The 18,185-nt window shown below is 65.6% G+C and carries 14 protein-coding genes and 3 pseudogenes; 14 read left to right on the forward strand and 3 right to left on the reverse strand.

From position 1 onward, the window contains the following. Nucleotides 1-88: 88 nt before the first annotated feature. Genes CMASS_RS02645 through CMASS_RS02660 form a run of 4 tightly spaced genes read left to right on the forward strand, consistent with a single transcriptional unit; the run spans nt 89 to nt 3,816 of the window. Complete coding sequence (locus CMASS_RS02645) at nt 89-1,759, forward strand: nitrite/sulfite reductase (RefSeq protein ID WP_022862588.1); 1,671 nt, start codon at nt 89-91, stop codon at nt 1,757-1,759. Then, nucleotides 1,756-2,073, forward strand: coding sequence for a hypothetical protein (locus CMASS_RS02650; protein ID WP_022862587.1), 318 nt, complete (start codon nt 1,756-1,758; stop codon nt 2,071-2,073). The genes CMASS_RS02645 and CMASS_RS02650 overlap by 4 nt, the downstream gene beginning before the upstream one ends. Then, nucleotides 2,045-2,860, forward strand: coding sequence for a sirohydrochlorin chelatase (locus CMASS_RS02655; RefSeq protein ID WP_022862586.1), 816 nt, complete (start codon nt 2,045-2,047; stop codon nt 2,858-2,860). Before CMASS_RS02650 ends, CMASS_RS02655 begins: the two co-directional genes overlap by 29 nt. After that, nucleotides 2,860-3,816 (forward strand): sulfite exporter TauE/SafE family protein, encoded by a 957-nt coding sequence (locus CMASS_RS02660; RefSeq protein WP_022862585.1) that lies wholly within the window; start codon nt 2,860-2,862, stop codon nt 3,814-3,816. The genes CMASS_RS02655 and CMASS_RS02660 overlap by 1 nt, the downstream gene beginning before the upstream one ends. A gap of 12 nt (nt 3,817-3,828) precedes the next feature. On the opposite strand, the gene cobA is transcribed toward CMASS_RS02660, so the two are convergent. Next, nucleotides 3,829-4,614, reverse strand: coding sequence for a uroporphyrinogen-III C-methyltransferase (gene cobA / locus CMASS_RS02665; RefSeq protein WP_022862584.1), 786 nt, complete (start codon nt 4,612-4,614; stop codon nt 3,829-3,831). Nucleotides 4,615-4,849: 235 nt separating this feature from the next. Between cobA and manA the strand changes: the two genes are divergently transcribed. Continuing rightward, nucleotides 4,850-6,145, forward strand: a complete 1,296-nt coding sequence (gene manA, locus CMASS_RS02670) for a mannose-6-phosphate isomerase, class I (RefSeq protein WP_022862583.1) — start codon at nt 4,850-4,852, stop codon at nt 6,143-6,145. A gap of 34 nt (nt 6,146-6,179) precedes the next feature. Here manA and CMASS_RS02675 read toward each other — a convergent pair whose 3' ends face one another. Next, complete coding sequence (locus CMASS_RS02675) at nt 6,180-7,178, reverse strand: hypothetical protein (RefSeq protein ID WP_022862582.1); 999 nt, start codon at nt 7,176-7,178, stop codon at nt 6,180-6,182. A gap of 144 nt (nt 7,179-7,322) precedes the next feature. On the opposite strand from CMASS_RS02675, the gene CMASS_RS02680 reads away from it, so the two are divergent. From CMASS_RS02680 to CMASS_RS02690, 3 genes and pseudogenes are all read left to right on the forward strand, one after another. After that, a complete protein-coding gene (locus CMASS_RS02680; RefSeq protein ID WP_022862581.1) occupies nt 7,323-7,676 on the forward strand; it encodes a DUF4259 domain-containing protein in 354 nt (117 codons plus the stop codon). Beyond that, a complete protein-coding gene (locus tag CMASS_RS02685; protein WP_022862580.1) occupies nt 7,677-8,327 on the forward strand; it encodes a dTMP kinase in 651 nt (216 codons plus the stop codon). Continuing rightward, nucleotides 8,302-8,709 (forward strand): annotated as a pseudogene (locus CMASS_RS02690) (response regulator); the annotation flags it as partial. The gene CMASS_RS02685 and the pseudogene CMASS_RS02690, both read left to right, overlap by 26 nt. A gap of 44 nt (nt 8,710-8,753) precedes the next feature. Here the strand turns inward: CMASS_RS02690 and CMASS_RS02695 are convergent. Further along, nucleotides 8,754-9,929 (reverse strand): annotated as a pseudogene (locus CMASS_RS02695) (IS256-like element IS1249 family transposase). A gap of 164 nt (nt 9,930-10,093) precedes the next feature. Here CMASS_RS02695 and CMASS_RS02700 point away from each other — a divergent pair. The 6 genes and pseudogenes from CMASS_RS02700 to secA all read left to right on the forward strand — a co-directional run. Beyond that, nucleotides 10,094-10,393: pseudogene (locus tag CMASS_RS02700) on the forward strand (winged helix-turn-helix domain-containing protein); the annotation flags it as partial. A gap of 60 nt (nt 10,394-10,453) precedes the next feature. Then, a complete protein-coding gene (gene mtrB / locus CMASS_RS02705; RefSeq protein WP_337955852.1) occupies nt 10,454-12,202 on the forward strand; it encodes an MtrAB system histidine kinase MtrB in 1,749 nt (582 codons plus the stop codon). Between the two features lie 8 nt (nt 12,203-12,210). Then, nucleotides 12,211-13,941, forward strand: coding sequence for an MtrAB system accessory lipoprotein LpqB (gene lpqB, locus CMASS_RS02710; RefSeq protein ID WP_027018792.1), 1,731 nt, complete (start codon nt 12,211-12,213; stop codon nt 13,939-13,941). 11 nt (nt 13,942-13,952) lie between these two features. Continuing rightward, the gene (locus tag CMASS_RS02715) at nt 13,953-14,621 is read left to right on the forward strand and encodes a ComF family protein (protein WP_022863601.1); all 669 of its coding nucleotides are present in this window, start codon (nt 13,953-13,955) and stop codon (nt 14,619-14,621) included. A gap of 122 nt (nt 14,622-14,743) precedes the next feature. Next, nucleotides 14,744-15,421, forward strand: coding sequence for a ribosome hibernation-promoting factor, HPF/YfiA family (gene hpf / locus CMASS_RS02720; protein ID WP_022863602.1), 678 nt, complete (start codon nt 14,744-14,746; stop codon nt 15,419-15,421). Nucleotides 15,422-15,650: 229 nt separating this feature from the next. Further along, nucleotides 15,651-18,179: a preprotein translocase subunit SecA gene (gene secA / locus CMASS_RS02725; RefSeq protein ID WP_022863603.1), complete on the forward strand. Its 2,529-nt coding sequence runs from the start codon at nt 15,651-15,653 to the stop codon at nt 18,177-18,179. Nucleotides 18,180-18,185: the final 6 nt, after the last annotated feature.

Below are 18,185 nucleotides of genomic sequence, written 5' to 3' on the forward strand. Positions count from 1 at the left end.
AAGCGGTCTAGATTGTGTAGACCGCACGGTGTGGATACGTTTGGTGCAACGTAGATTACTCGTACCCTCAAGGCGGAAAGGCGTTGTCATGGCTGTTCGAACCGGAACCCGAGCGCGGAAGAAAAAGCCGGAGGGGCAGTGGAAGATCGATGGCCGAACCCCGCTGAACCACGACGAAGAGGTCAAGCAGGAAGATCCGGGCATGGCCGCCCGGCAGCGCGTTATCGACATCTACTCCAAGGAGGGCTTTTCCTCCATCCCCGCCGACGACCTGGCGCCGCGCTTTAAGTGGCTGGGACTGTACACCCAGCGCAACCAGAACTTAGGCGGCGAGCTGACCGCCAAGCTGTCCAACACGGAACTGCAGGACAACTACTTTATGATGCGCATCCGCTTCGACGGCGGGCGCGTCACGCCGCGGCAGTTGCGCGCGGTGGGGGAGGTCTCCCGCGATTATGCGCGCTCGACGGCGGACTTCACGGACCGGCAGAACGTACAGCTGCACTGGATCCAGATCGAGGACGTACCGGCTATCTGGGACAAGCTCGAGGGCGTCGGGCTGTCCACGCTGAACGGCTGCGGCGACGTCGCCCGCGTCATCCTGGGCTCTCCCGTGGCGGGCGTGGCCGAGGACGAAATTATCGACGGCACGTGGGCCATCGACAAGATCAAGCAGGACCTCATCCTCCGCGAGGAGTTCCAGAACCTGCCGCGCAAGTTCAAGACCGCAATTTCCGGCAACGCCCGCCAGGACGTCACCCACGAGATCCAGGACGTCTCTTTCATCGGCGCGAACCACCCGGAGTACGGACCGGGCTTCGACTGCTTCGTGGGCGGGGGCCTTTCTACCAATCCGATGCTCGCGCAATCGCTAGGGGCGTGGATCCCGCTCGAGCGCGTGCCCGAGGTATGGGCTGGTGTGGCCGGCATCTTCCGCGACTACGGCTTTCGCCGCCTGCGCAACCGCGCGCGGTTGAAGTTCATCGTGGCGCAGTGGGGCATCGACAAGTTCCGCGAGGTGCTCGAAACCGAGTACCTGGACGCGCCGCTGGTGGATAACGAACCGACCCGGATTAACCCGGGCAGCCGCGATCACCTGGGCACCCACAAGCAAAAGGACGGCAAGTACTACCTGGGCGTGAAGCCGACGGTGGGGCACGCGACCGGCGAGCAGCTCATCGCCATTGCGGACGTGGCCGAAAAATTCGGCATCGAGCGCATCCGCACCACCCCGTACAAGGAACTGGTTTTCCTCGATGTGGAGGAAGAGCAGCTCGAGCCGTTGCGCAACGCCCTGGACGAGACGGGGCTGTATTCCAACCCGTCGGAGTTCCGCCGCGGCGTCATGTCGTGCACCGGCCTAGAGTTCTGCAAACTCGCGCACACCACCACGAAAGCGACGGCCATCAAGCTGGTCGATGAATTGGAAGACGCCCTGGGCGATCTCGACGTCCCGCTGAACATCACGTTGAACGGCTGCCCGAACTCCTGCGCGCGCACGCAGGTCTCCGACATCGGGTTCAAGGGGCAAACCATCACGGACGACGACGGCAACCGCCTGGAAGGATTCCAGGTGCACCTGGGCGGCGCCTTGGGCATCGACCCCGGTTTTGGCCGCAAGGTACGCGCCCACAAGGTGCGCGGCGACGAGGTGGCCGACTACGTCGTGCGCGTGGTGTCCAACTACAAGGACGACCGCGCCTCCGGCGAGTCCTTCCGCGACTGGGTCCTGCACGCAGACGAGGAGTTGCTGAAATGAAGTTCCGGCGCACCCCCAACCCCAACCGCAACCACCCGCAGTTCTGCCCGTACTGCAGCGGCACGCAGCTGTTTCCCAACGAGGAAGACGACTTCGCGTGGTCCTGCCAGGAGTGCCTCCGCGTCTTCAGCGTGCGTTTCTTCGGCCAGGATGAGCTGGATTCCGCGCCCCTGCCGGCGCACTCGACCAATGAGGCGTTGCAGGAGTCTTTGCGCAAGCGCGAGCATTCCACGGCCGTGGAGCCGGGCCAAAGCGCGGCTGGGGAAGACGAAGCAAGGAAAAGCGATGAGCCTGGCACACCTGGCACGGCCTAGCCTTCTCACCCTCTCCCACGGCTCGCGCCACCCCGCCGCCGCCCGCGGCATCGAGGCGCTCACACAGACGGCTGCGCAGGCCCAGGGGTTTGGGAGTGGTGATTTCGCCGCGGCGCACCTGGAGTTCAACGAGCCGACGCTTGGCGATGCCGCCATTGCCCTCGCCGAACGCGGCCACCGCGCGGCCATCGTCGTGCCTTTGCTGTTTAGCAACGGCTACCATCAACGGGTCGACGTTCCCGCGGAGCTGGACGCAGCACATGCGGCCTCCGGCCTGACGCTGCTTCGCGCGCCGGGGCTGGGCCTCGGCGCCGATGTGGAAGAGTGCCTCGCCCGCCACGTGCGGCGGTCCGCTTACACCGATAGCGGTCAGCGGCTGCGCGTCGTGGTCTACGCGGTCGGATCCGCCACCCCTGGCGCGAATGAGGCAGTCGGCGAGTTTGCCCAGCGCGTCGGGCGTCGCCTTGGCGTGCCGGCTACCGCGGCCTTTGCCACCCGCGGCGGGGTGAAGGCCGTGTTCGACGCCGCGCGGGCGTGCCAGCCCGGCGAACGAGTGGTGGTTATCCCGCTGTTTGTCACCGCCGGTCTCCTGCTCGATCGGCTCTCCCAAGCCGTCCGCGAGGGCGGCGATGCGGAGGCCGGCGACACGGTGCACGACCGGATCGTGGTGCTCCCGCCGCTGCGGGAAGCGCTGGCGGATGTCGTGGCCCAGCGCTACGCTGACACCGCCGCGGCGCTGGCGACTACGCCTTCAGCCGCGATGCCCACTAGCGAAAGGCAGGGCTAATGCTTGAGCTCATTCTTGTTGCGCTGGCGGGTCTGGCTGCCCAGCTTGTCGATGGTGGCATCGGCATGGGCTTCGGCGTCACCTCGACCACCATCCTGTTGCTCGCGGGGTTGGGGCCGGCGCAGGCATCGGCAGTCGTGCACACCGCGGAACTGGGCACGACCGTCGTGTCCGGCATGAGCCACTGGCGGTTCGGCAACGTCGACTGGCGCGTGGTGTTAACCCTCGGTCTGCCCGGCGGGATTGCCGCCTGCGTGGCCGCGACGGTGTTGTCCCGCATCTCGATGGAAGCCGCCGCGCCCGTCACTTCCGCCATCCTCGTTGCGGTGGGCTGCAACCTGGTGTGGCGTTTTTCGCGCGGGCGGGTCCGCCGCGATCACACCGCCCGTGCGCACTCGACCCCGTTTTTGGTCGCGCTGGGATCACTCGGCGGTTTCGTCGACGCCTCCGGCGGCGGGGGATGGGGCCCGGTGACGACGTCGACCCTGATGGCCGTCGGGCGGGAGGAACCGCGGCGCATCGTCGGCACGGTCAACACCGCGGAGTTCCTCGTCTCCTTCGGAGCGACGGCCGGTTTTGTCGTCGGACTCTGGGACGACATCGTCACGCATTTTTCGTGGGTGGTGGCCCTCCTGGTGGGCGGCGCCATCGCCGCGCCCATCGCCGCCTGGCTCATCTCGCGCATCAACCCGGTGCTTCTCGGCGGGCTGGTGGGCACCGCCATCGTGGTGCTCAACATCGACCGCGTCGCTGGCGGTGTCGAGCAGCTCGCGGATGTGGATATCTCCGCCGGCTGGCTCACCGCCGCGAAGCTTCTCGTCGGGGCAATCGGCGTCGCCGCCACCGTCCGCGGAGCGCTGCGTGCCCGCCGGGCCCGGGCGGCAGGGGTGGACGCGGAAAACGAGCACGAGCCCGCGGCGCAAGACCCCGATCCCGCCCCGCAGTCAGCGAACTAGGCGCGCAATCCCCTAGGCACGCAACCCCGCGACTTCGCCGATGACGTAGACCGCCGGCGGGCCGATCTCTTCGCGCTCGATGGTTTCTGCCAACGAGCCCAGCGAGCAGCGGAAGGCGCGCTCGGTGGCGAGGCTTCCCTCCTGAATGATCGCGGCGGGCGTGTCTGCGGCGAGCCCGCCTTCGTGCAGGGCATCCGCGATGGCGCCGGCGTTGCGCACGCCCATGATGACCGCGATGGTCGCGCCCGACTGGGCGATAGCCCGCCAGTCCACCAGGGAACGCTCGTGGCCGGGCGGCAGGTGCCCGGAGACCACCGTGAACCCGTGGACCACGCCGCGTTGGCTCAGCGGGACACCGGCCAACCCGGGGACGGCGACGGCGCTAGTCACGCCCGGGATGACCTCGCAGGAGACGCCCGCTGCGGAAAGAGCTTGTACCTCTTCGAAGCCGCGGCCGAAGACGAAGGGATCGCCGCCTTTGAGGCGCACGACGGCGCGGCCGGCGCGGGCATGCTCAACAAGCAGGGAATTGATTTTCTCCTGGGAGGTCTGTTTTTTATACGGCAGCTTGGACACGTCGATGACCTGTTTGGCATCGACGTCGCACAGGCGGTGCAGTTCCGGCGCCGGGCCCAAGTGGTCGGTGAGGATGACGTCGGCGTCTTGGAGGGCGTGCATGCCTCGGACCGTGATGAGATCCCACGCGCCGGGGCCGCCGCCGATGAGCGTGACACGCGGGTGGGGCGCGTGATGCCCAGCGTCGGTGGGGTGGTCTGCGGTATCGGTGGGAGACAACATGGATAGACAGTGTAGTTCACTGCTAGGAAACCAAGTGGTTCAGTGGGGGCTCAGCGCCGCGACATGGGTGCGGTCTGCGCGCCGGGTGGGAAGTTGGTGCCTGTTGCGGTGGCCGGCCGTATCTTGCCGCCAGGCTTTGCTACCCTAATGAGTGCTTTGCGGGAGGAAATGTCTCCCGCGACCTGCTCGTTTATCACCTCCCGCCAGCCCATTCGTGGTGTGGAAAGGACAACCAATGCGATTGCTGCACGGCATCCCCCGCAATTACTCGTGGGGCTCACGCACGCTCATCCCGGAGCTCGTGGGGGAGGAGCCGACGGATAGCCCCGTCGCGGAAATTTGGTTCGGGGCGCACCCCAACGATCCGTCCACTGTGGACGGCAAGAACCTCGACGACATCATCGCGGCAGACCCGCAGGCGGAGCTGGGATTCGCGGTGACGGACAAGTTCCCGCACGAGCGCCTGCCTTACCTGGTCAAGCTGCTCGCGGCCGCGGAACCGCTGTCCCTGCAGGCACACCCGACGATGGAACAGGCGCAGGAGGGGTTTGCCCGCGAAAACGAAGCGGACATTCCGCTGACGGACCGCAAGCGCAATTACAAGGATCCGTCCCACAAGCCGGAGATCATCATCGCCCTGACGGACTTCTACGCCATGGCCGGATTCCGCCCGGTCGCGCGCACCCGTCAGCTGCTCGGCGCGCTCAAGTGCCCGGAGCTCGAGCGGTACGTGACCATGCTCGACGGCACTGCCGCGGACAACGACGACGAGGCCGGCCTGCGGGCGCTTTTTACCACGTGGATCTCCATTCCCACTGCCGCCCGCAAGGAGCTTGTCGATGCCGTGGTGAACGCCGCCCGCCGGCTCATCGCTGAGGCGGCGCACAGCCTGCCCGCGAGGGTAGACCAGTGGATGGTCGATGACCTGCGCACCGTGGTGGATCTCAACGAGCGCTACCCGGGCGATGCCGGCGTGCTTGGCGCCTTGCTGCTTAACCACATCCACCTCGCGCCCGGCGAGTCGATCTTCTTGGCCGCAGGCCACCTGCACGCCTACGTGCGCGGCCTCGGCGTCGAGGTCATGGCCAACTCCGACAACGTCCTGCGCGGTGGTCTGACCCCGAAGTACGTCGACGTCCCAGAGCTGGTGAAGGTGCTGAACTTCGCCGCCGCAGATGACCCGCGCGTCGCGGCCGAGCTCGAAGCCACCGATTCGGTATCAGGACAAGACGCGGGGACAACCGGTGGCGTCAAAGCGTGGAACTACCCGGTGCCGGTCGATGAGTTTGCGGTCACCCGCGTCGAGCTCCCCGACGCTGAATCCACCTTCGCGCTCCCGTCCCGCGGGCCGGTTATCGCCCTGTGCGTGGCGGGCACGGCGCGCCTTTCGTCTGCTTCCGCTGCTGCGGGGGAAGGCGACCAACTCGAGCTGCAGCCCGGCCAGGCCGCCTGGATGTCGGCGAGCGATTCGGCTGTCCAGGCCGGCGGCCCGGCCACCATCTTCGTCGTCCGCGTCGGCGTGGACGACTAGAGCTTGCCGCCCGGCTAGGGCTTTTACCGCGCGCTTAGTGGCTCGACAGCGAGTGCGCGGGTCCTGCCGGGTGAACCTCGCCCGGGGCGGAGGGCTCTGCGCCATTGCCGTTTTCGGTGCCGTTGGCATCGGCAGGCGCCTGCGACGCCGCGCCATCGGCCGTCGGCTCTGGGCCATACTGCTCGCCCTGCTGGTCGCTTTGCGGCTGCGCGTTGCGTTGCCGCGGCTGCGGTGACGTGCCGTTGGTGCCGCTCCCGTTTCCGTCCGGGCGGGTGGTCTCCGTCGGGCGGTTCGGGGACTGGTTGTTCTTGTCCGACCCGCCGTTGGGCTCCGGGCTCGGAGTCGGGGTCGGCGTTGGCTGGTTGCCGTTGGACTCGCCTTGCGAACCATTGTCGCCGGGGCGGTCCGGCTGGTTCGGATCGTTCGGCGTGGTGCCCGAGTCGCCCGAGCCGTCCTGGTTGTCCGGATTGGCCGGGGTGTTCGGATCGGTCGGCTCCCCGGTGTGGCCCTGGGAAGTGCCGTTCTGGTTGTGCTGCTGCGTCGGCTCGTTCTGGTTCTGCGCGCCAGAACCAGAACCGGTGCCGTTACCGGTGCCGTTCGGGTTGACCGGTTCGGCATCGCCTGCGGAATCGGAGATGTTGCCGGGGTGGTAGTAATAGGTCGGCTCGACCTCGCGCTTTTCGGTGTTGACCCGAGCGTGCGGCGCGAGGAAGGGATCGTCTTCCATGCCGGGGGCGCGGCCGGCGCCCGTACGGTTGCCCGCCGCGGCGTTGTTTTCTACCTCATCGTCGCCGGACTTTTTGCGGTCCCGATCTTGATCGCCATCGGACTTGTCGTCCGTCGGCTTTTCCGAGTGAGTCTCGCTCGTCGTGGAAGCCTCCGAGGTCGGCTGCTCCATGGAGGAGGTGGCGCCCTGGCTCACGACGGAAGCAGGCTTGGGGGAGCTGGCGTGCCAGACACCGACGCCCACCCCGGCTGCGGTGAGCAGGCCGAGGGAGACGAAGGTGATAAAGCCGCGTTTTTCTGCGTTCACCGTCCCACCTCATCAAAATCTGGTAACAAGTCGGTAACGACAGTACCATCTTCCGCAACTTATGAGAACCGTGTTGAGTGCGGCAGGTAGCAGACGCACTCGCCCGCGCCGTACAGTACCCCTCGAGAAAAGGAGAAGGAGATAATGACCACCTGGGATGAAACCATCTTTTCCAGCGATGACAACGTCGCTTTCTTGGACGAATTGGCAGCGCTTGACGATGCCGAGGCGGTCGAGGCCGTCCGCGACGCCGTGACCCTGGCGGCGCAGGGCGACATCGAAACGGACGAGGAAGAGTCCAATGGACTGGCCGCCGCCACCATCGCCGCCATTTGGGCGGGCGCGCCCTTCTCCGCCGGCAAGACGGTCGAGGACTACCCGTTTATCCGCGATCTCGCAGGCTCCGGCGACGAGGACCTCAATGAGAAGGCCGCGGAGCTACTGGAAGGGGTGGAAGGCGACTTCGACCTCGACCCGTTTTTGGAGGCGCTGTCCTAAGTGCTCATTGCGATTGAGGGGATTGACGGCGCGGGCAAAAACACCCTGGTGGAGCGCATCCGCGGAGAGCTCGGCGGCGGGGTAGAAGTGCGCACGCTCGCGTTCCCGCGGTATGCCGAGTCCATTCACGCCCAGCTGGCACGCGAGGCGCTCTACGGGCGGATGGGGGATCTCACCGATTCTGTCTACGCCATGGCCACGCTGTTCGCGCTCGACCGCCACGGCGCCCGCGAGACGTTGCAAAAGGCTGCACGATCCAGCGGGGAATTGCTCATCTTGGACCGCTACGTGGCGTCCAATGCGGCCTACAGCGCCGCCCGGCTGGGCGATGCCGGCGTGATCGAGTGGGTGCGCGAACTGGAGTTTTCCCGGCTCGAGCTGCCGGTGCCGGACCTGCAGATCTTCTTGGACACCGCGCCCGAGGTTGCGGCGGTGCGGGCTGCGGACCGGGCATCGACAGACGCGTCACGCGCGAAAGACGAATACGAAAAAGACTCGGGGCTGCAGCGCCGCACCGCCGAGTACTACAGCCGGCTGGCGGAGGAAGAGTGGGCAGGGCGTTGGATAGCCACTGCTGATGGCGATAAGATTATCCGAGCCGTACAAGAGATAGTAGGGAGTGGCAGTGGCACCGAAGATTCTCGTAGTTGACGATGATCCCGCGATTTTGGAGATGCTTACCATCGTCCTCGAATCCGAGGGCATGGATCCTATCGCCGTCGCGGACGGAAACGATGCGGTGCCCGCATTCCACAAGCATGCCCCGGAGCTCATCCTGCTGGATTTGATGCTGCCGGGCATGAATGGCGTGGACATCTGCCGGGCCATCCGCCACGAGTCGGCGGTGCCCATCGTCATGCTCACCGCCAAGACCGACACGGTCGACGTCGTGCTGGGCCTGGAGTCGGGCGCGGACGACTACATCACCAAGCCGTTCAAGCCGAAAGAGCTCATCGCCCGCATCCGCGCGCGTCTGCGCCGCAGCGATTCGTCGTCCGGCGAGACCCTGGAGATCGGGGATCTGTGCATCGAGGGTTAAGGGTCAAAATGTGTGTCTGGCTCGGCGTGTCGCGGGGGTTAGATTTGGCCTTTTTGAATGCCGATTGAGTGGGTGTAGTCGGTGTCGATAGCGTTGTCGTAGAGGGCTGGGCGTCCTGTTTCGTGGTCGGCTTGGTTCTCGGTTTGGGTCAGGGTGGATACTTTGGCGAGTTGGCCCTGGCCCCAGTCGGACTGCCTGGCGATTCGTACTGGATCGTCAGGCAGTTCCGTTTTTAAGTAGAGCCACCAATCCAGCATGCGGCGTTGTCGTTCGCCTGATCTGCCGCGGTGGGTTCTGGCGAGCAGTTTGAGCTGGGCGTTGATGCCGCCTTCTAAGCTGTTGGTGGTGGATTTGATCCGCTCGGGCGCAAGGACTCCTGCTGGCGGGTTGAGGTAGACAAACAGCATCTCGGACCGCCAAAGATGGTTGAGGCTGTTGTAGGCCTTGCGCACGTTGTGGTGGGTCCACACGCGGGTCCATGCACCTGTTTTGGGGTCTTTGATCATGGTTTTCTCGTTCATCCATTCCCGGTAGATCGTTGAAAACTCGTGCAGTTGCACACCCCACGCGGCGGCTTCATCCAGTGTGGTGATCCGGGTCAGTTTCAGCGCAAGTCGGTAGATGGTGCGCCCGGCATCGGTGCGTGGGTTGGTGGTGGTGGCGGCGGACCACGCGTTGGGCGTGGACGAGGCAGCGTTGAATTTTCGTAGTCGGCCAGCACTTTTTGATTGCGCTGTATGCGCCTTGGCCGCCGTCGATGACGGCGATGAGTGGGCTTCGATGCGTTCAAGCAGCAGTTGGTAGTCGCGGGTGGTTTCGTGTTTGCACCAGTGCCAGGCGATCACGTGGTCGATGGTCGCCGCGACGATCAGGCAGCCACCGGCGGTGTAGGTGCCATCGAGAAATACCTGGTCGTAGATCCGCTTGTGGTGGCCGGCGGTGGGGTCAGGCACATCAACGAGCCAGCACCACTTGAAGCGCCGCTTCATGGTGGCGCGGCTAACACCGTTTCGTTTGGCTAGGTCGTCGAGTGATATTGCGGTGGTGCAATGCTCGATGAACTGGGTGAACACTGCCGCGTTGGTGATGTCGTTTCGACGTTTGACGCTGGAGGCGCCGCATTGTTTGCAGCGCCATCTGGTGGTGCCTTTGCTGGTGGTGCCGTTGCGTTTCATTTCACCGCCGCAGTGGCAGCGTGGTTGGTTCTTCGACATTGCGACACCACACCACGCCGCGCATAGCACATCACGGCTGCCACACCGAGGATTTCCCGTCGGGGGCTAGATATATGCTTCCGGAGCATATACTTTCCGGAAACCTACAGGTCAATCCGTGAAAATCCGCGATTCCGGACACACTTTTTGACCCTTAACCCTGCATCGACGTGCCGGAGCACACCGTGGTGCGCAAGAACCCGGATGGGCAGGACGAGGAAATCTCGCTGACCCCGCTGGAGTTCGATCTCTTGGTGGAAATGGCCCGCAAGCCCGGCCAGGTGCACACCCGCGAGGCGCTGTTGGAGTCCGTGTGGGGCTACCGCCACGCCTCCGACACCCGGCTGGTCAACGTGCACGTACAGCGTCTGCGCGCCAAGATTGAGCGCGATCCGGAGGATCCGCAGATCGTTCTCACCGTGCGCGGCGTGGGGTACAAGACCGGCAAAATTGCGGAGGACTAAGTCATCCTCCGTCGCCTCCAACAGTTCAAGGACGCTTTTGTAGAAGCGTGGCGCACCTCGCTGCAGCTGCGAGTGATCGGCATGATCCTCGTGGCCTCGACCGTGGTGATTTCAATCCTGGCGTACGCGCTCATCTCGGTGCTTACCCAGCGCCTCGTTGACCAAAAGCGGGACATCGCCAGCCAGGAGATCGATCGCGCGCGTGTGGCGGTGGAGCAGCAGATCGATGCGTCGGGCACCGCCAACTCCACGCAGGTGCGCATCAACTCTGCGCGCGCGGCGCTCAGCCAGCTTTCCGCCCAGGGCGGCGACCGCCAGGCGACGTACGAGCCGGTCATCGTGGTGGAAAACCCGGACGGGTCCATCGTCACCTCGCCGGAGGGCTACCGCGTCCCGGATAACCTGCGCGAGCTGGTCAGCGACGGCAATATCGCGGATCAATTCACCACGATCGAGCAGGCCGACGGCAGCTCCTACCACGCGCTCATGGTGGGCTCGCCGACCCACTCGGACATCCGCGACGCGCAGGTCTACCTCGTGATGTCGATGGAGAGCGAAGAGTCCACGATGGCGCTGATGCGCGGACTCCTCTCCGCTGCCGGCGTGGTCATGGTGGTGCTGCTCGTGGGCATCGCGTGGCTGGCAACCCAGCAGGCCATTACCCCGATCCGCTCCGCCTCCCGCATCGCGCAGCGTTTCGCCGCCGGCCACCTCCGCGAGCGCATGCCGGTGGACAGCGAGGACGAGATGGGCCGGCTGGCCAGCTCGTTCAACGACATGGCCGACAAGTTGTCCAAGCAGATCACGCAGCTGGAGGAGTACGGCGATCTGCAGCGGCAGTTCACCTCGGACGTCTCCCACGAGCTGCGCACGCCGCTCACAACGGTGCGCATGGCCGCGGACATGATCACCGACGATCCGGAATCGCTGGCCCCGCACCACCGCCGCGCCGCCGAGCTCATGACCCGCGAACTCGATCGCTTCGAGGAGCTGCTCGCCGACCTGCTGGAGATCTCGCGCCACGATGCCGGCGTGGCCGACCTGTCTGCCGTCCCGGTGGACATTCGGCGCTGCGTGGAATCGGCGTTCACCCAGGTGGATCACCTCGCCGAACAGCTCGGCGTGGAGGTGCGCCTGCGCATGCCGGAAGAACCGGTCACCGCGGAGGTGGATTCACGGCGCATCGAGCGCATCCTGCGCAACCTGCTCGCGAACGCCATCGATCACTCGGAGGGCAACCCCGTCACGGTTGACCTCGCGGCAAACGACGGGGCCGTGGGTGTGGCCGTCACCGACCAGGGCGTGGGCCTTAAGGAAGGGCAAGAAGAGCTGGTGTTTAACCGCTTCTGGCGCGCCGATTCCTCCCGCAAGCGTCATTCCGGCGGCACCGGCCTGGGACTCGCCATCGCCCGCGAAGACGCCGTGCTGCACGGCGGCACGCTCGATGCCGTGGGTGCGGCCGGGGTGGGATCCCGCTTCCGCCTCATCATTCCGCGCACGCCGAATGGCCAGGTGGACGACGAGCCGATCGCCCTCGAGCTGCCCGGGATGACGGACGGCAAGGAGCTTCAAGCGCAGGGCGAGAAGCCGGCTGGTGAGAAAGCAGAAGGCGAGACGACCGACGGCGAGACCATGGCAGTGGCGGGCACCTCGAGCGCGGTTATCGCGTCCGCTGCCGCGGACTCCGAGCCTGCGGACGCCGCTGAGCGCACCACCCAGTTCCGTAAGCCGACATCGCACCGCTTTGACGCGCATAGTGGGGAGTTAACCGACATGCCGCGCGACACCGAGCCGGAGGGAGAGGCGTAGTGGCCCACATGAAGCGCACGGCGCGAGAGCACGCTCGCCCAGCCATGGCCTGTATCGCGGCCAGCTGCCTCGTCATCACGGGGTGTTCCACGCTGCCGCGAGATGCGTCACCGCAGGTGATCCGCACCTTCGATCCCTCCCGCGAGGATCAGCCGGCGGTGGGTCCACAGCCGGGCCAGGAACCGGATCTGCTCCTGCGCGATTTCTTCAGCGCCTCGGCGGTGCCTGCCGGGGACTACCAGGCTCCCCGACAGTTCCTCACCCAAAAGGCCGCCTCGCAGTGGACGCCGCAGGGACCCATCATCGTGGTTGATTCCATCGATATCACCACCCCGCCGGGCGAGCGGGTGCAAACCGATGAGCGCTCCTATCAGGTGCGCGGCTCGGTCATCGGCACGCTGCAAACGGGCGGGTCCTACGTGCCGGAGCGCGCGTCGTATGAGTCGACCATCGAGATGCAGCGCGAAAACGGCGAGTGGCGCATCTCCGATCTGCCGGCCGGCGTGGTTATTGAGCGCAACGAGCTGCGCAATCAGTACCAGCCGAACTCCCTGTACTTCATGGACAAGACCGGGCAGGCGCTGGTCTCGGATCGGCGGTGGATTTACGGCGGGCAGGATCAGCTCGATACCGAGCTCATCACGTTGCTCATGCAGGGCCCGTCGGAGGATCTCAAACCGGCGGCGTCCACGGCCGCGTCCGAGGGAGCGGCGTTCGCCGGTATCGAGGACGGCACGTACCAGTTCACCGGCATGAGCAAAATGAGCGAGAAGGATCGGCTGCACTTCGGCGCGCAGTTAACCTGGACTTTGGCCAGCGCGGGTATTCCGGCCCCGTACCGGGTCAGCGTGGATGGCGCGCCGCTGGCCGAGGGCCTGGAGGAGCTCCAGCCCGACGACTTTGCTGATCTCAACCCGCGCGAGCCCAACGACACCATCCAGCCGCTGTTCGCGCTGCACGAGGGCAACCTGCTCAAGGTGGGCTCGGACAAGGCGGAGCCGCTCCCTGACGGGCTGGGTACGGGCGGCGACATCCAGTCGGCGGACATCAGCAGCGACGGCAATGTGGCGGCGGTGCGCCGGGCGCCGAAGGACAAATACCAGCTCAGCATCGGCGAGATTGGCGGCGAGCAGGCCAAGGCGATGACCGCCGAAACGATCTCGCGCCCTTCGTTCGAGCTGAGCGGCCAGGCGGCGTGGGTCGTTGTGGACGGCGAGAAGGTGGTCCGCGTCGTGCGGTCGTCGACCACCGGCGAGGCTGCCGAGACCCGCGTGGATACCTCCGCGCTGGACGAGGCCGGCATCGACGGCGACATTTCGGTGCTGCGGCTTTCCCCAACCAGCTCCCGCGTGGCGATGCTTGTCGATGGCAACATCTACATCGGCGTCGTCGAGCGCCGCAGCTCCGGAGAGCTGCGGATTGTCAATGTGCGCGAGGTCGCCCCGGAGATCGGTGGGGCCGCGCTCACGCTCGACTGGCAGGCAGACGGGTCGCTGGCGATCGGCACGAATACCTCCGAGACGCCGGTGTGGCGCGTGGAGGAGGACGGGTCATCGGCAAGCGCACTGGCCAGCGGCAACATCACCGCCCCGGTGGTCACGCTCGCGGCCTCGGCCTCGGCCCTTTACGTCACCGACCAACACGCGATGCTGCAGCTGCACAAAGACGCCGACTCCAGCTTCTGGCGTGAGGTCCCCGGCATGCAGGGCGTGCGCTCAGCGCCCATCGTGGCGCACTAGGCAGACACGCAATGCGGACGGGGGATGTGCTGCGCGGCATCGGGGAGCTTATCTTGCCGCGGCAGTGCTGCGGTTGCGAGCGGCCCGGAGACGTCCTGTGCGCTCGCTGCCGCGAGGAGCTGCGCCGCCCGCCGCACCCGGTGACGCGGCCGAACGATATTGGCGTGCCCGTCTTCGCTCTGGGGCCGTACTCGCAGATGCGGCGCAACCTGATCATCGGGATGAAGGAGAAAAACAACCAGCCGGTCCGCCCGCTTGTCGGCGCGGTGGTGGCGGCGGGGATAGCGCACCTGCAGGCCCGCGGTGAACTTCCAGGCGCGGTGGACCTGGTGCCCGCGCCGACACGGTCACGCTCGGCCCGCCAGCGCGGCGGGGATCCGGTCGCCCACATGTGCCAGGCTGCCGCGCAGCAGCTCGGTGGTCACACACAGGTGCGCTCGGTGCTGCGCATCCGCGGCAGGGTGGCGGATCAGACGTCGCTGAGCGCCGCGGATCGGTGGGCGAATATGGTGCACGCCATCGAGCTGGTGCCGCAGGCGGGCATATCCGGCCGCGCGCCGCGGCCCGTGGTTGTGGTCGACGACGTCATCACCACCGGCGCCACTCTCGCGGCAAGCGCGCGGCGCCTGCGCGGAGCTGGGATTTCCGTGGCAGGCGCGCTGGTTCTCGCAGACGCTTAACAGCACACCCAATGCCTAACAGCGCACTCTACGTTGCTAGAATGTGAAGTGTCACAGCAGTTCTTCGTTGTGAACGACAACATAATAAAGAACCGTCCAGTCATGGGAAAGGAAGGCACGTCATGACCGAGCCAACGGGCGATCTCAACGCACAGGTCACCATCACGGGACGCAATGTGGAGGTGCCGGAGCACTTCCAAGAGCGCGTGGCCGGCAAGCTGTCCAAGATCGAGCGCCTCGATCCCACCTTGACGTTCTTCCACGTCGAGCTCCAGCACGAGCCGAACCCGCGCCGGGATTCCGAGTCGGACCGCATCCAGATCACCGCGACCGGCAAGGGCCACCTCGCGCGCGCCGAGGCAAAGGAAGACTCCTTCTATGCCGCGCTGGAAACGGCGATCGGGAAGATGGAGCGCTCCCTGCGCAAGGTCAAGGTGCGCCGCGAGCACGTGAAGTCCGGTCACCGCGCCGCCAAGGGCACCGGCGAGATGGCGGCCGAGATGGTCGCGGAAGCGCAGAAGTCCCGCGCCGAGGACCAGACTGCGGCGGCAGAGCAGAAGGAAGACCGCTACGTCGACCCCTACGCGGATTCCATCGAGGACGTCCGCCCCGGCCAGGTCGTGCGCCGCAAGGAGCACCCGGCCACCCCGATGAGCGTGGACGACGCGCTGTCCGAGATGGAATTGGTCGGCCACGACTTCTACCTCTTCATTGATGAAGAGACCCAGCGGCCGTCGGTGGTCTACCGCCGCCACGCCTACGACTACGGTCTCATCTCTCTGACCGAGGATGCGCAGTAAAGCTGACCGCTAGCGACAGGGCAGGCGCCTGCACATCGCGCAGCACCCGAGGCCCCAGCCACCCGCTATGCACACCCAGCACTGGGTGTGTGTTGAGCGTGGTTGCTGGGGCCTTGTCGTTACTTGTTATCGGAACGCCTGGGCCGTACGCGCAGTGGGCGAGCGGCGCGTGCGTACAATAGCGGGGAGTTAACTTACAGTCGCGACGAGACAAGAAGGATTTCCTTAGGTGTTTGGACTGTCCAAGCTTTTGCGCGCCGGTGAGGGGCGCATGGTCAAGCGCCTCGACAAGATGGCGCAAAACGTAATTGATCTGGATGACGAATACTCCGCCCTCTCCGACGCAGAGCTGAAGGCGAAGACTGACGAATTCAAGGAACGCTTGGCCGCCGGCGAAACGCTCAACGACATCCTCATTGAGGCTTTCGCCACCGTGCGCGAAGCGGCGTGGCGCGTGCTCAACCAGAAGCACTTCAAGGTGCAAATCATGGGCGGTGCGGCCCTGCACTTCGGCAACGTCGCCGAGATGAAGACTGGTGAAGGTAAGACGCTGACCTCGCTTCTGCCTGCCTACCTCAACGCGCTGGAGGGCAAGGGCGTCCACATCGTGACGGTCAACGATTACCTGGCCAAGCGTGACGCGGAGATGATGGGCCGTGTCCACCGCTGGCTGGGGCTTTCCGTGGGCGTCATCCTGTCCGAGATGCGCCCGCCGGAGCGCAAGAAGGCCTACGACGCCGATATCACTTACGGCACCAACAACGAGCTCGGCTTCGACTACCTGCGCGACAACATGGTCCGCAGCCTGAACGACGTGGTCCAGCGCGGCCACAACTTCTGCATCGTCGACGAGGTCGACTCCATTCTTATCGATGAAGCACGTACCCCGCTCATCATCTCCGGTCCGGTGAACGGCACCGGCAAGTTCTACGGCGTCTTCGCCCAGCTCGCGCCGCGCATGCGCGAGGGCATCCACTACGAGGTGGACCACAAGAAGCGCACGGTCGGCGTGCTCGAGGACGGCGTCGCGTTCGTGGAGGACCAGCTGGGCATCGATAACCTGTACGCCCCGGAGCACTCGCAGCTGGTGTCCTACCTCAACAACGCGCTGAAGGCCAAGGAGCTGTTCACCCGCGACAAGGACTACATTGTCCGCGGCGGCGAGGTCCTCATCGTCGATAGCTTCACCGGCCGCATCCTGGCCGGCCGTCGCTACAACGAAGGCATGCACCAGGCGATCGAGGCGAAAGAAAACGTCGAGATCAAAAACGAGAACCAGACCCTGGCGACCATCACGCTGCAGAACTACTTCCGCCTCTACGACAAAATCTCCGGCATGACCGGTACCGCCGAGACGGAGGCGGCCGAGCTGAACTCCACCTACGGTCTGGACGTCGTGCAGATCCCGACGAACAAGCCGATGATCCGCAAGGACGAGCCGGACCGCATTTACAAGACCCAGGAGGCCAAATTCGCGGCGGTGGTCGATGACATCGCCGAGCACGCTGAGGCCGGCCAGCCGGTGCTCGTGGGCACGACCTCCGTCGAGCGGTCGGAGTACCTGTCGCAGCTGCTGCAGAAACGCGGCATCGAGCACTCGGTGCTCAACGCGAAGTACCACGAGGAAGAGGGCCGCATCATCGCGCGCGCCGGGCGCCCCGGCACCGTCACCGTGGCGACGAACATGGCCGGCCGTGGTACCGACATCGTGCTCGGCGGCAACGCCGAGGTCATCCTCGATGAGAAGCTGCGCAACCGCGGCCTCGACCCCTTCGAGGACGAGGAGGCTTACCAGGAGGCGTGGGACGCCGAGATCGATGAGGAGCGCGAGCGCTCTAAGCGCCTCGGTGACGAGGTCCGCGAGGCCGGCGGCCTGTACGTCCTGGGCACTGAGCGCCACGAGTCGCGCCGCATCGACAATCAGCTCCGCGGCCGCTCCGGCCGTCAGGGCGATCCGGGCAAGACGCGGTTCTACCTGTCCATGCGCGACGAGCTGATGGTGCGTTTCGTCGGCCAAGCGATGGAGAACATGATGAACCGCCTCAACGTGCCGGACGATGTGCCGATCGACTCGAAGATGGTGTCCAACCGCATCAAGGGCGCGCAGGCCCAGGTGGAAAACCAGAACTTCGAGATGCGCAAGAACGTGCTCAAGTACGACGAGGTGCTCAACGAGCAGCGCAAGGTCGTCTACGGCGAGCGCAACGCCATCTTGAACGCCGACGACATCCAGGGCAACATCCGCTCGATGATCGACGACACCATTTCCGGCTACGTCGCGGGCGCCACCGCCAACGGCTACGTCGAGGACTGGGACCTGGATCAGCTGTGGAACGCGCTCGACTCCCTGTACGGCCCGACCATGCGCCCGGAGGATTTGGTCGACGGCTCCGAGTACGGCGAGCCGGGTGAGCTATCCGCAGAGCAGCTTCGCGATGCGCTGGTGACCGATGCCGAGCACCAGTACGACGAGCTGGAGGACAAGATCTCCGAGATCGGCGGCGAGAAGCAGATGCGCAACACCGAGCGCATGGTCATCCTGCCGATCATTGACCAGAAGTGGCGCGAGCACCTCTACGAGATGGACTACCTCAAGGAGGGCATCGGCCTGCGTGCGATGGCGCAGCGTGACCCGCTGGTGGAGTACCAGCGCGAGGGCGGCGACATGTTTCACGCCATGAACGACGGCATCAAGGAAGAGACCGTCCGCCAGCTGTTCCTGCTGCGCAAGCAGTTCGACAAGGAAGAAGCGAAGTAAGCGCGA

Origin of the sequence: Corynebacterium massiliense DSM 45435 (assembly GCF_028609805.1) — a bacterium.
GTDB classification, from domain to species: domain Bacteria; phylum Actinomycetota; class Actinomycetes; order Mycobacteriales; family Mycobacteriaceae; genus Corynebacterium; species Corynebacterium massiliense.